General features: G+C 70.8%; 13 protein-coding genes. 5 read left to right on the top strand and 8 right to left on the bottom strand.

Going from position 1 to position 13111, the window contains the following annotated elements; all coding sequences use genetic code 11:
- Positions 1 to 7: 7 nt before the first annotated feature.
- The 8 genes from pqqA to BLQ49_RS04005 form a co-directional block, all read right to left on the bottom strand.
- Positions 8 to 97 (bottom strand): pyrroloquinoline quinone precursor peptide PqqA, encoded by a 90-nt coding sequence (gene pqqA / locus BLQ49_RS04040; protein WP_007564431.1) that lies wholly within the window; start codon positions 95 to 97, stop codon positions 8 to 10.
- A gap of 222 nt (positions 98 to 319) precedes the next feature.
- On the bottom strand, positions 320 to 1024 hold the full coding sequence (locus BLQ49_RS04035) for a response regulator transcription factor (protein WP_091713512.1): 705 nt from the start codon (positions 1022 to 1024) through the stop codon (positions 320 to 322).
- Positions 1021 to 2655, bottom strand: coding sequence for a sensor histidine kinase (locus BLQ49_RS04030; RefSeq protein WP_091713510.1), 1635 nt, complete (start codon positions 2653 to 2655; stop codon positions 1021 to 1023). The genes BLQ49_RS04035 and BLQ49_RS04030 overlap by 4 nt, the downstream gene beginning before the upstream one ends.
- A 60-nt stretch (positions 2656 to 2715) precedes the next feature.
- Positions 2716 to 2922: a hypothetical protein gene (locus BLQ49_RS04025; protein ID WP_091713508.1), complete on the bottom strand. Its 207-nt coding sequence runs from the start codon at positions 2920 to 2922 to the stop codon at positions 2716 to 2718.
- An 81-nt stretch (positions 2923 to 3003) separates the two neighbouring features.
- Entirely contained in the window at positions 3004 to 3798 is a 795-nt protein-coding gene (locus BLQ49_RS04020; RefSeq protein ID WP_091713507.1) for a formylmethanofuran dehydrogenase subunit C, read from the bottom strand.
- Between the two features lie 3 nt (positions 3799 to 3801).
- Positions 3802 to 4749, bottom strand: coding sequence for a formylmethanofuran--tetrahydromethanopterin N-formyltransferase (fhcD, locus tag BLQ49_RS04015; RefSeq protein ID WP_091713505.1), 948 nt, complete (start codon positions 4747 to 4749; stop codon positions 3802 to 3804).
- 27 nt (positions 4750 to 4776) lie between these two features.
- The gene (locus tag BLQ49_RS04010) at positions 4777 to 6423 is read right to left on the bottom strand and encodes a formylmethanofuran dehydrogenase subunit A (RefSeq protein WP_091713504.1); all 1647 of its coding nucleotides are present in this window, start codon (positions 6421 to 6423) and stop codon (positions 4777 to 4779) included.
- Entirely contained in the window at positions 6417 to 7487 is a 1071-nt protein-coding gene (locus tag BLQ49_RS04005) for a molybdopterin-binding domain-containing protein (RefSeq protein WP_091713502.1), read from the bottom strand. The genes BLQ49_RS04010 and BLQ49_RS04005 overlap by 7 nt, the downstream gene beginning before the upstream one ends.
- Before the next feature lie 360 nt (positions 7488 to 7847).
- Between BLQ49_RS04005 and BLQ49_RS04000 the strand changes: the two genes are divergently transcribed.
- The 5 genes from BLQ49_RS04000 (at position 7848) to BLQ49_RS03980 (ending at position 13107) form a co-directional block, all read left to right on the top strand.
- Positions 7848 to 8822 carry a beta-ribofuranosylaminobenzene 5'-phosphate synthase family protein gene (locus BLQ49_RS04000; RefSeq protein ID WP_091713501.1) on the top strand — a complete coding sequence of 325 codons (975 nt, stop codon included), beginning with the start codon at positions 7848 to 7850 and terminating at the stop codon, positions 8820 to 8822.
- 84 nt (positions 8823 to 8906) lie between these two features.
- Positions 8907 to 9800, top strand: a complete 894-nt coding sequence (locus BLQ49_RS03995; RefSeq protein ID WP_091713499.1) for an NAD(P)-dependent methylenetetrahydromethanopterin dehydrogenase — start codon at positions 8907 to 8909, stop codon at positions 9798 to 9800.
- Positions 9801 to 9825: 25 nt separating this feature from the next.
- Positions 9826 to 10977: an ATP-grasp domain-containing protein gene (locus BLQ49_RS03990; protein ID WP_091713498.1), complete on the top strand. Its 1152-nt coding sequence runs from the start codon at positions 9826 to 9828 to the stop codon at positions 10975 to 10977.
- Positions 10974 to 11948, top strand: a complete 975-nt coding sequence (gene mch, locus BLQ49_RS03985) for a methenyltetrahydromethanopterin cyclohydrolase (protein ID WP_091713496.1) — start codon at positions 10974 to 10976, stop codon at positions 11946 to 11948. Before BLQ49_RS03990 ends, mch begins: the two co-directional genes overlap by 4 nt.
- 250 nt (positions 11949 to 12198) lie before the next feature.
- On the top strand, positions 12199 to 13107 hold the full coding sequence (locus BLQ49_RS03980; protein ID WP_091713495.1) for an ATP-grasp domain-containing protein: 909 nt from the start codon (positions 12199 to 12201) through the stop codon (positions 13105 to 13107).
- The last annotated feature ends 4 nt before the right edge of the window (positions 13108 to 13111 follow it).

The raw sequence follows: 13111 nt of genomic DNA, 5'->3' as shown, positions 1-13111 counted from the left end.
CAGAAACTCAGTTGAAGGTGTCGATCTCGGCCGACTCGTAGCTCGTCACTTCCATGCCGACGCAGATCTCGGACACGACGGGGGCAGCCCACTTCATGGTGTTTCTCCTTGGCGGTATCCTCACCGAGCGTCCAGCGGATCCTAAGAAGACCCTAAGACACTGATGGCGCTCTGATTTCCGGCGCGCGATCGGTATCGACGATTCAGGCGCGGGCTTCAAGCACTAAGTTGCCGGATCCTCCCAAAATTTTCGTCAGAAACTTCATAAACACCGGGACACCAACGAGAAACGCGGCGCCTAAGACTTAAGTACACGCCTTCATTGCCGGAAATCGGGACCGCGCAACTCGAGCATGAACCCCTTGCCTCGCACGGTGACCAGTGTCGGACCACCGTAGCGCACGAAGTCGGCCATCTTGGTGCGAAGGTAGCCGATGTAGACATCGACCACGTTGAGCGACAGACCGCCCTGGCTCGCCCATAACCGGTCGAAGATCTCGGCCCGGGACACGGGCTTGCCGATGCTGGCCATCAGCATGGCGAGCAGTTCCGCCTCGCGCGGGGTGAGGCGGGCGGTGGCTTCGCCGCAGGCTGCCTGACGTGTGTCGAGATCGAGCATCAGCTTGCCGGCCGAGACGCGGGAGCGCGGTGCCTCGGCCTGCGCGCGTCGCATCAGGTGGGTGCGCAGACGAGCCACCAGTTCGTCGAATTCGAACGGCTTGACGATGTAATCGTCGGCGCCCAGCGCCAGACCCTCTGCGCGATCGCGAATCTCGTCCCGGGCAGAGAGGAACAGGATCGCACCGGGGAAGCCGCCCTCGCGCAGCGATCGGCAGACGTCGTGGCCCGATCCGTCAGGCAGGTTGATGTCGAGGAGCACAGCGCCGGGCGCCGGATCGTGCGCGGCCTTGAGCGCTTCATCGACACAGGCCGCCGTACCGACCTCGAATCCCTCGGCCTCCAACCCCCGGGCCAGGAGGCCGCGAATGTCGATGTCGTCCTCGACGATCAGGATCCGCGTCATGCGGCCGGCTCCCTCACCTGCAGGGTGTCGGCCGCGTCCCCGGCCGTACCCTCCTCCCATGCCGGATCGAGCGCCGGGATGTCCAGGGTGACGCGAGCGCCGCGTCCGTCCGGTCCGGTCCCGAGCCGAATCGTGCCGCCGTGCTGCTCGACGATCCAGCGCGCCAGGGCCAGGCCGATGCCGAAGCCGGTCTCGTCCGGGCCCGCACCCTTGCCGCGCCGGAAGCGCTCGAACAACTCGGCCTCGGTGGCGTTGAAGCCCGGTCCATCATCGGTCACGGTGATCCGGCCGATCAATCCCGGCCCTGCCTGCAGGCCGACGACCACGTGGGTGAGGCCGCTGGCGTGGCGCAGCGCGTTGTCCACGAGGCTCTCCACCGTCTGCCGCATCCACTCTCGGTCGGCGAGGCACTCGACGTCCCGGGGCCCCGGATCGAGACTGAGCGCGACGCGGCGGCGCGCGGCCTCCGAGGCCATGTTGTCCACCGCCTCCGAGAGCACCAGAGCGAGACCGAGCGGGCGCTTGTCGAAGGCAATCTGGCCCGTCTCCGACCGGGCGACGCGCAGCAGATCCTCGACGCGCAGCTTCAGCCGCTGCGCGCGCTTGCGAATGGTGGCGAAGACCGGTTCCGGATCGGCACCCCGGGAGGCACCACGTAGGGCGAGGTCGCATTCACCCAAGATCACCGTCAGCGGCGTGCGCAACTCGTGGCTGACATCCGCGAAAAACCGCCGCCGCGATTGATCGACCGCCTCCAGCCGGGCATTGGCGGCGCGTAGGTCAGAGGTCCGGGCAGCCACCGTGTCCTCAAGTGCCGCCCGGTCGGCCGCGACCCGCGATTCCCGCCGGGCGAGGCGCGCAGCCATGCGGTTCACGTTGGTCATCAGCAGTCCGAGTTCGTCCCGCGTCTCAACGGAGAGGCGGGTGTCCAGGGCGCCATGGCCGATCGCGCTCGCCGCACGGCGCACCTCCTCGATCCGCGCCAGGGTCGGCCGGGTCACGCCGCGGTAGAGAATCGCCAGCAGGACCAGGGCTGCCGCCACCGCCGCCGCGGCGGCCAGGCGCAGACGCACGGACAGGGCCCGGGCCTGCTCGGAGCCGAGCGCCATGCTGCGCCGCTCGGCCTCGATCAAGAACGAAAGCGGCTGGCCCGTCATGGCGCCGAACCCGTTGAGCGCCCCCTTGATCGCGTCCTGACGCCGCTCCGAGTCGGTCTGCCGGCTGATCAGCGCCACCTGCCGGTCGAGGATGACGCGTGCCGCGCGCAGCTGCGCCATCGGACGCGTGCGTGCCGCATATTGCATCCGGTCGGCGGGATCGTCGGTGGGCGGGAAGCTTCGCGCCAGGGCTTCATCGACGGTGGTCAGCGCGCGATCGGCGTTGTCGCGGGCGATCGCCATCGCCTCGGGCTGACCGTCGGGATTACCCACGGTCTCAACGGCCGCGAGCCCGAACTGCGTCAGGCGGCCGGACAATTCGGCGAGCAGTTCCAACCGTCGCTGCGCCTCGAGCGTCCGATCGACGGTTCGCTCGGCCGCGCCGATCGCCACCAGCGCCGCGGCGGCGGCCAGCACCACCACGATGGCGATGCTGCCGAGCAGCAGCGCGAACCGGACCTTCAGCGAGCGCATGGTGCCGCCCTCGATGCCGGGCTCAGCATCGCACTGCCCGGCTGTGGGGCCAAGACGCTGTCATAGGTCCTTGGGCACGCTGCCCTTCGCGGCGCAGCGCCAGCGCTCGACGTGCCATTCCGGATGGGAGGCCTGCCAGACCGCCAGCGCACTCTGGGAGTTGCGCAGGCAAACGAAGGGGCTCGACGCCCCGGAGGACATCTCGATCCGGTCCTCGCGGCACGTCGAGGGCTGGGCGACGAGGCAGATCGACAGCAGCAGCAGCATGGGCGCTTCCCGCAACGCCGGCCTCGTGCGGGCCGGCTTGAGAGAAGCATACGAGGCGCGCCGCGCCCTGCCCAGGCGGCGTCAGGCCGCGACCCAGATCTCGCCCTTGGCGATGGTGGCGAGGTCGCCGGAGTAGCGCCGCAGGGGCTTGGCGAGGAGGTCGGCGTGCTCCGGGCTGAGGCCGCGCAGGGCTTTTGACAGCAACCGCAGGAACACGAGATCGTGCGCGCCGGTCTCCACGAAGGTCGCCGCCATCCGGCCATGCGCGCCAAGGACAAGCGTCCCGCGGCGCATGCCAAGGCCCGGATGGTCGCCGACCGCGAGGGCCGCCAAAGTGCCGGCGATCATGCGCGAGCCCGCCATGGCGCCCGCGCGCCCAGCCAGGATCGTCCCGCGCCGCATCCGGTCGCCGAGATGGGCACCGGCATTGCCGCGGATGATCAGCGTCGCCCCGTCGAGCCCGACCTTGGCAGCGTAGACGGCACCGCCGGCATAATCGCCGGCATCGCCCGCGATGGTGATCGTGCCGCCGGTCGCGCCGGAGGCCGCGTAGGGGCCGGCATTCCCGGTGATCGTCAGGCTGCCGCCCGCCATGCCGGCGCCAAGGCGCTGGCCGACATCGCCGGTCACCCGGATCGCGCCCTCCGACAGGGAGGCACCGACCCGATCCAGGCGCTCGTGGCCCCCCTCGATGGTGAGGGTATCGGATTTGTCGAGGGATACGGAAAAGCAATCGCCCAGGCGCACGCCCGTCCGGGTGGTGCCGATCTCCAGGCGCTCAACTTCGCCCTGTGACAGGCGGCTCAGCGCCAGGGGATTGATGTTCAGAAAATCCAACCGCTCGGGCGGCGCTTGGCGCAGGGTGAGGGTGCTCACGGCTCAGCCCTCCAGCTTGGCGTCGTCGCGCGCGATCAGGTCGCGCAGGTGGTAGTGATGGCGGCCGAGATTGCCGCCGTAATTGCCGGCCGTGACGGCGATCAGGCCGTGCTTCCCGCCGATCTCGGTCGCCGCGTGCAGGCCGGCGCGCATCGAGTCGGACACGCCCTGCGAGGTGAGGGCGTCGATCACGATCTCCAGCACCACCCCGCACTCAGCCGGCAGAGCCGAGCCGGCGCGGCCCTTGAGGGTCGGGCAGTAGGCATCGTTGGTCGAGGCCATCATGCCCTTGGTCCGCCCGCCGACCTTCGAGCCGGAGCGCACGATGCCGCCCGGGAAGGGCAGGATCGCGCCCGGCACCGCCTTGGCGGCCTCCACCGCCACCTCGGCGACCTTCAGCGTCTCGGCATGGGTGCGCCCCAGGAACAGCAGGTTGCCGCCGCCGACCGCACCGTCCACGGCCCGGACCGAATCCTCGCACAGGAACTCGCCGTCCATCACCGGGATGCGCCAGTAGCGTCGCTCCTTGCCGGTGGCGTCGGGCAGGCGCTTGGCCACCGCGAACCCGTCGCCGAAATAGCGAATTGCGCCGCCGAGCTTGATCTTGGTCGGCCCCTCGACGCCCGCGTAGCAGGCCGTGCCCGGGCAGGTGAGGATGCACTGGCCGACCCGCTTGATCAGCTGCTCCTTGAGTCCGTTCGGCTCGAAGCCGAACAGCAGGATGCGCACGCCCGGCCGCCCGTCCGGAGTCTCCTCCGGCGACAGCTCGGCGTCGATCCCGGCCTCGGCGCCGCAGCCGATGACCGAGGTGGCGAAGCCCGTCATCGTGGTGGCGGCGATCATCGCCCATTTGGCCGTGTCGTTCGTGACGATAATGGCCGTGCCGGCCACGTCGAACGCCTCCGCGAAGGTGTCGACGACAGGAATGCCATTGAGGGACAGATCAGACATCGTTGTTCCCGCGGCTCGCCCCGCTGATCAGACCCGGCATGGCACCGCCTCGAAGTTCTCCTGGCCCTCGCCGAAGGCCGCATCGGGCACGGCGAAGCTGTCGAGGCCCTCGCCGAACCGCTCGGTCAGGTAGGCGTCGGCGCGCTTTGCCATGGCCTTGTCCGACTCGACCGAGAGCGAGAGCGTACGCCCGGAGCGCCATTCCACGACCTCGCCGTCCTCGACGATCGGCACACCGTCCTTGAGGACGAGCTTCGCGGCGGTGAACATGGCGGTGCGGTCGGTGTCGTCGCGATAGACGGCGACATCGGCCCGGGCGCCGGCCCGCAGATGGCCGCGGTCGGCGAGCCCCAGGAGCTTTGCCGGTCCGGACCGGGTCAGCTGCGCGATTTCCGAGAGCGTGTACTCGCGCTCCAGACCCGGCAAGCTCGAGCGCTCGCCGACGATCTTGGGCAGCGTCGCGATCTCGCGGTCGCGCTCCCCCTTGTCCATCAACAGGTGGATGATGCGCGGATACTGGGTGAACGGGCCGCCATTCGGGTGATCCGTCGTCAGGATCGTGCGTTCCGGATCGGTGGAGAGGAGCATGATCTCCAAGCCGATCGCCCATTGCAGCGAGCTGGTTGGGCCCTTGGGCCGGTACAGGAACGGCACCACGCCGCCGCCCTCGGCATCGCCCGCGTTCAGCACCCACTTCTTCGGGTTGGCGCCCTTCCGCCCCGCGAACTGGCGCAGGATGTCGAGGGACACCGTGACCGTTTGGCCGAACACCACCTGCCCGATATCCAGGGTGGCGTTCGGGTTGTCGGTGATGGCCTGGGCGATGCGTTCCGCGGCCGAACGGAACCCGCCGGTGCCGGGATTGGCCGGATCGACCGCGCCGTAGGCGTAGAACTGGGCGTGCGCGAAGTGGATGCGCCGACCCTCCGCCGCGTCGAGCGTCGCCATGAAGCTGTCGTCGGCGCCCGGCAGGCCCAGATTATTGCAGTGGACGTGCAGCGGGTGCGGGACGCCGATCTCCTCGACCGCGTCGAGGAGCGAGCCCATGATCTGCCGGGTCGAGAGGCCGTAGCAGGGAATCTCGTCGTCGAGCGACAGGCGCAGGGCCCCGTCCTTGAAGGCGGAGGCGCCGCCCGCGTTGATGCACTTCACCCCGAGGCCGCGCGATTCGGCGACCGACAGGGCCACGAGGTCGCGCACGGCGTTGCCGCCCTGACGCTCGCGCAGCAGCTGCAGGAGCTGGTCATCGTTGCCCATCACGGTCAGCGCGCCGCGGTCGAGCAGCGGGATGTCGGCGAGTTCGAGCTGCGTCGCGAGCGCGTGGGTCGGCGGCATCGCGGGCTCGACCGCGGTCGTGTAGCCCATCCGCGCGTAGGTCGAGCCGATCCAGGCCGCGGCCCCGCCGGCATGCGCGAAGGGATGCCCCTCGGGCGCCGCCTCACTCACGTAGAGATCCGGCAGGAGCAGCCGCGAGGTGATCACGTTGCCGCCCGCGATGTGCGAATGCACCTCGACGCCGCCCGCCATCACCACGCAGCCCGCGGCGTCGATCACCGCGTCGGGCTCGCGACCCGGCGGATCGATGACGCGGCCGTCTTCGATCCACACATCGCCCACGGAATCGCGGGACGCGGTCGGATCGACGACGCGCCCGCCCCGAATCACGCTCAGCATGCGGCTTCACTCCTCGGCGCAGCCTGACCCCGGACAAGGCGCTCCCGGAGGGCACCCAGCACCGACGCGGCGGATGGCAGGTCCGACGGCGCCGAGGCCGGCCAATAGGTCAGCGCGGCGCGCTGCTCGTTCCACAATACCCCGCCATGGTCGCGGCCGGGCTGGCCGACCCCGATCACCACCTCGGCGGCCTGCGCCTCGCCGTCCGCAACCAGCGCGACCGACGGAACGCGCGACAGCCAGTCCGGCCGCGCCACCGGGACGGCACCCAGCCATAGGACGGCGTCAACCTCGCCGGCGGCGACCTGCCGGGCGGCATCGAAGCGCCAGGGATCGTGCTCCGGTACCCGGCGTCCGAAGCCGCTGCGCGGCGCCTGACCGGTCAGCCAAGCCGAGACCGGGACCACGGCCCGGTCCTGGCCGACGCCGCCGACCGCAAGTGTGAAGCAACGCGTCACCTCGCTCAGCTCCATGGCGAGGCCTTGAAGCATCTCGATGCCAGCCTCGCCGAGTTCGGCGGGATCGTAGAGGAGCACGCCGTACTGGCCGGCTATGAGCCGAGCGGCGATCTGGCCCGGGATGTCATCACCGGCGAGATGGCCGCGGGCATAGGCCCGCACCACGCCGACCGCCTCCACCAGCCCGCCCTCCGCCGGCCAGGACAGAGACGCAGTCGCGTTGGCGCCGACCGCGAGAACGAGGCGGTCCGATCCGGCGGCGCGCCCGCGCGTCGGCTTAGCGTCGATCAAACGCTTCAGGAGCGGCGCCTGCCAGGGGGCGGCACCGACCACCAGCACCACATCGGCGCGCCCAACGGCCTCCGCAGGTGTCGAGGTCAACGCCCCGACCCGGCTGAGGGAGGCGAGATCCGCGTAAGTGCCGGCCGAGCCGGCAGTGTCGACGGAGGCGCCGATGCGCCCCGCGAGATCGTAAGCCGCGCGGATCGCAGCCACGTCGGCGCTGAGGCCGGCAATCACCGGCGCGCGCGCCCTGGCGAGCAGGGATGCGGCCGCCCCGATGGCGGTGCCCGCGTCCGTCGCGCCACCCTTCACCCAGGCTGCCATGCTCCCTCTCGCAACGTTCTTGCTTGGCTTCGGAGCGGGCGACGGCCGTAAGACCTGACGAAGCGGGGACGCTCACGAAGAGAGGTCCCCACCGAATCGGAATGGCTCATCCACCCAGCGAGTTCCGGGTGGGCGGCAAACTCGGCGCGCCGTCGCGGCGGTAGATTTGCCCTCATCCACGCACCGCGGCAAGGGGGTTCGACGGAGAAGCAGGTCGGGAGCCGGATCGGCGCGGTCATGTTGCCGCTTCACCGGTCCGCCCCCGCACCGATCGAACCGGACGCGATTGCCCCCGAACCCAGCCGTATGTGAAAAGCGCGCCGCGCCACCATTGGACGGGCAGGATCGGAGGGGATTGTTGTGGACGGAGTCCGCGAGCGGAACGAAGCGGCGGACGGCACCGTGCGGGTCGAGGCGCCAGCGCGGCTCCATTTCGGCTTCTTGGACCTCCATGGTGGCCTCGGCCGTCGATTCGGCAGCCTCGGCCTCGCGCTCGATGAACCCACCCTGGCCCTGACTGCCCGCCGCGCGCCGCAGCTCTCCGTTTCGGGACCCGAGGCCGAACGCGTCCGCGGCTATGTCCATGCAGCCGCCGCGCATCTGGGCGGCGGGGAAGCCGTATCGCTGCAAGTCGAGCGGACGATACCGGCCCATGCCGGTTTCGGCTCGGGCACCCAGCTCGCCCTCGCGGTAGCCGCCGCGATGGCCCGCCTGGAGGGCCAAACCTTCACGCCCGACGCCTTCGCGGCCAGCCTCGACCGGGGCAACCGCTCCGGCGTCGGCCTGCGCGCTTTCACGGAGGGTGGCCTGATCGTCGATGGCGGCCGCGGCCCGGACGGAGGCCCGCCGCCGGTCATCGCGCGGCTGCCCTATCCCGAGGCGTGGCGCGTCGTCCTCATCCTCGATCCCGGCATGGCGGGGGTCCACGGCGCCCGCGAGGTCGCGGCGTTCCGCGACCTTCCGCGCTTTCCCGAGGCCCAGGCCGCGGAGATCTGCCGGATCGTGCTGATGCAGATCCTTCCGGCCGTCGCTCTGGCCGAGCCCCAGGGCTTCGGCGCCGGCATCACGCGGATCCAGGATCTCATCGGCGACCACTTCGCGCCCCATCAGGGCGGTCGTTACGCGAGCGCCGCGGTGGCACAGGTGCTCGCCACCGTCGCGGCGCAGGGCGTGCCCGGCTACGGCCAATCTTCCTGGGGTCCCACCGGTTTCGTGCTCATGCCCACCGAATCGGACGCCCGCGCCCTCGTGGCGAGCCTCGATCGAGGCGGGCCGCTACAGTTCCGCATCGCCCGCGGTCGGAACAAGGGCGCTTCGGTGAGCTGTCGTGCGTAAGCCGGCCGCTCTGGGCTTGACCCGGAGCGCCGCTCTGGGTTTGGACACGCGGGAGGCGCATCGGTCGCGCCGAACGAGGATTCTATGGCCCGCTCGATCCTCCACATGCTGACGCCGCTCCGGCACATGAGCCCGTTCGACGTGAACATGGCCGTGGATGCCGGCTTCGAGACGGTGGTGACCTACACGGAGGTCAGCCTCGCCGACGTGGTCTCGCTGACCCAGGATTCGATTTTCTCCCGCGCTCCGGCCGACGGGACGCGCACGGGCATCTTCATCGGCGGCAAGAACGCCGAGGACGCCCTCGACATGGTCGACCGCGCCAAGAAGGCCTTCGTGCCGCCCTTCGTGAACCACGTCTTCGCCGATCCGGCGGGCTCGTTCACCACCGGCGCCGCCATGGTGGCTCAGGTCTCCCGCGCTCTGCGGCAGAAATTCAACACCGACCTCCAGGGCAAGCGCATCGTGATCTTCGGCGGCGCGGGCGTGGTCGCCTACGTGGCTGCGGTGATCGGCGCCCTGCAAGGCGCCACCACCGTCCTGGTCGGACATGACGGCGAGGAGCGCGTCTCGAAGATCGCCTTCACCATGAAGTGGCGCTTCGGGATCGAGGTTGGCGCCGTCGATGGCACGACGCCCGAGGATCGCCGCGTCGCCATCCGGGACGCAGACGTGATCCTCTCGGCTGGCCCGGCGGGCATCCCGATCCTCACCACCGAGGATCTGAAATCAGCGCCGAAGCTCCTTGTCGCGTCGGACGTCAACGCCGTTCCGCCCGCCGGCATCGCGGGGATCGACGTCAACGCCGTCGACGTGCCGCTGCCGTCCGGCAAGGGCGTCGGCATCGGCGCGCTGGCCGTGGGCAATGTCAAATATCAGACGCAGCGGCGCCTGTTCGATCGGATGCTCGCCTCCGACACGCCGCTCTGTCTCGACTTCCGCGACGCCTACGCGCTCGCCATGGAGATCGCCGGCTGATCATCCGCATCGGGACCGGCGCGCGATGGCGGATGCGGTCCTGATCGCCGCCCAGGCCGGACGCGCCCTGGCCGAGGCCGCGCGTCGGGCCGGGCTTCGCCCCTTCGTTGCCGACCTGTTCGGCGATGCCGACACGCGGGCTCTGGCGGAGGCCTACCGGCCGCTACCGGGACGGTTCGGCACGGCCCTCGCTTCCACCGCCACGCTGGCTGCGCTCGATGATCTCGCCGAGATGGCTGGGCGAGCAGTCGGCCTCGTCCTGGGCAGCGGCTTCGAGGACGCGCCCCGCCTGATCGGGCGCCTCGCCGCCCGGCACCGGCTGATCGGCGCCTCTGCCGACACCGTCGGCGCCCTCAAGGATCCCCTGGCCTTCGCGGCCCTGTGCGCGCGCCTCGGCGTGCCGCATCCTGCCGTGGCGACCGACCCGCCGCCGGATCCATCGGCTTGGCTGCTCAAGCGGGAAGGGGGCTCCGGCGGCAGCCACATCCGGCCTGCGACCCGGTCGCCTGCGCCGTCGGGTTATTATTTCCAGGCGCGTGTGCCAGGCCGGCCGCACGCCCTCAACATCCTCGCTGACGGACACAGGATTCGCGTCCTCGCGGTCACCGAGCAATGGTGCGCGCCATCGCCGATCCGACCCTTCCGCTATGCCGGGGCGCTCGCTCGCGGCGCCGAAGACGCCCCGGCGCTTCCCGCTCGGGTCGTTGAGGCCGTCGCCGCCGGGACTGAGCGAATCGTGGCCGCGACGGGCCTGCAGGGCCTCGCCAGCGCCGACTTGCTGGTCGACGGGACCGACTGGTGGCTCACCGAGATCAACCCGAGGCCCGGCGCGACGCTCGACATCCTCGACCGGCGCGGGACGCCACTCTTCGCGTCCCACATCGCCGCCTGTCTCGGCCCGATGCCGGATCCCGGTGCGCATCCGGCGGGTGCGGCCGCCGCGCAGATCTGTTACGCCGACCGTGAGCTTGCGCCTGTGCCGGACCTCGCTTGGCCGGACTGCGTGCGCGACCGCCCGTGCCCCGGCTCGGTGGTCCGCCGCGACGCGCCGCTCTGCACGGTGCTGGCCGAAGGCGCGGACCGGGCGGAGGTGCTCGCCCTGTTGGAGACGCGGACGGCACACCTGCGGGCCGTCTGCGCGGCGAAGAAACCACACCCCGAGGAAGCCCCGTCATGAGTGCCAGCCAGTCCTATCCCAGCATCAACGCACTTTCAGGCCCCCTGGTCGAGCGGCTTGTGGCCGACGCCGCGACGCTGCGGCTCTCCGTGTCGCAGGCCGCCGGCGGCGCCCGCATGGTCGATGCCGGCGCGCAGGCGCGGGGCTCGATCGAGGCCGGGCGGCGGATTGCCGAGATCTGCCTCGGAGGCCTGGGCACCGTCACCATCGCGCCGAGCGGGCCGATCGCGTCCTGGCCGTACTCGGTGATCGTGCATTCCGCCGACCCGGTGCTCGCCTGCCTGGGCAGCCAGTACGCCGGCTGGAGCCTCGCGGACGAGACCGGCGATTCCGGCTTCTTCGCCCTCGGCTCGGGCCCGGGCCGCGCGGTGGCGGCCGTCGAGGATCTGTACCAGGAGCTGGGCTTCCGCGATTCCGCCACCAGGACCGCCCTCGTGCTGGAGGCGGCGGGGGGCCCGCCCGACAGCGTCGTCGCCAAGGTTTCCGAGGCCTCCGGCGTGAGGCCTGAGGATCTGACCTTCATCTTCGCCCCGACCCAGAGCCTCGCCGGCTCCACCCAGGTCGTGGCCCGCGTGCTCGAGGTCGCCCTCCACAAGGCCCACACGGTCGGCTTCGATCTGCACGCCGTCGTGGACGGGATCGGCTCGGCGCCGCTGTCGCCGCCGCATCCGGACTTCATCAAGGCCATGGGTCGCACCAACGACGCGATCATCTATGGCGGGCGGGTCCAGCTCTTCGTGGATGCCGACGATGCCGACGCCAAGCAGCTCGCCGAGCAGCTGCCCTCCACCACGTCGAGCGACCATGGGGCGCCTTTCGCCGATATCTTCGCCCGGGTGAACGGCGACTTCTACAAGATCGACGGCGCCCTGTTCTCGCCAGCGGAGGCGATCGTCACCTCGGTGCGCTCCGGCGCGACCTATCGCGGCGGGCGCCTGGAGCCGACGCTGGTGGATGCGTCCTTCGCCTGAGGCGGCCACCCATCCACACGCCAGCGTTTGCGGGCGCGCGCGATTTCGCGCAACTTGCTCGTGAACACCGCCGCAGGATCGTGCGCCGGCTCACTCTTCCGCGCGGGAGCGGGAGCCGGTCGCGTTTCGGCGCGCACGTTGCAGTCCGCGACAGGATAACCATCGCGGCCGCTCCGAAGGCGGCCTGACCTGTCGCGTTCCATCATGCCCAAACCCGCGGATCAGCACCTCCGTGACGATCAGGACCCCCATGCGCATCGGGCTCGCGGCCGATAACGGCACCTGGCACAAGAACCGGCTGCTGACGGCCCTTCGGGCGCAGGGCGTCGAGCCGGTGCTGTTCTCCCTGGCCGACGTTGCCGTGGTGACCGGCGGCGGCGAGCCCCTGCGGGTACCGGGTTTTCCGGGCACCCTGCCGGACGGCGTGCTGATGCGGACCATCGCGGGCGGCACCTTCGAAGCCACCACGATGCGGCTAGGCGTGCTGCACGCCCTGGTGGCGGCGGGCGTCACCGTCTGGAACGCGCCGACCGCCATCGAGCGGTCGGTCGACAAGGCGGCGACCTCGCTGCTCATCGCCCGGGCCGGGCTGCCGACGCCGGCAACCTGGGTCTTTTCGAAACGGGAGGCCGCCGCCGCCCTGGTGGCGGTCGAGGCGCGGCCCGGTGCCCCCCTCGTGCTGAAGCCGCTGTTCGGCTCCCAGGGCGAAGGGCTCCTCCTGATCGAGCGGCCGGAGGATCTCCCCGACGAGGAGGCGGTGGCGCGGGTCTACTACCTCCAGCGCTACATGCCGCGCCAGGACGGGTTGTGGCGCGACTACCGGGTGTTCGTCTGCGACGGCCGAGCGATCGCCGGCATGATCCGCGAGGGCGACGGCTGGATCACCAATGTCCACCGGGGCGGCCGGCCGCTCCCCTGGGCGATGCCGCGCGGTGCCGCCGATCTCGCCGAAGCCGCCGCCGCCGCGGTCGGCGTCGATTATTCCGGGGTCGACCTGGTCGAGGACGGGGAGGGCGGCTTCTCGATCCTCGAAGTCAATTCCATGCCGGCCTGGTCCGGCCTCCAGACCGTGTGCGAGACAGACATCGCCGCCGCCGTGGTCCGCGGTTTCCTCGGCGCGGCCCGAGGGGCGAGCCGGCCGCGGCTGGTGGTGGCGTGAGGCG

The organism is Methylobacterium phyllostachyos, from assembly GCF_900103445.1.
Classification (GTDB): Bacteria; Pseudomonadota; Alphaproteobacteria; order Rhizobiales; family Beijerinckiaceae; genus Methylobacterium; species Methylobacterium phyllostachyos.
Note: the sequence above shows the minus strand (reverse complement) of the source record. Positions and strands in the feature narration are given on the sequence as shown.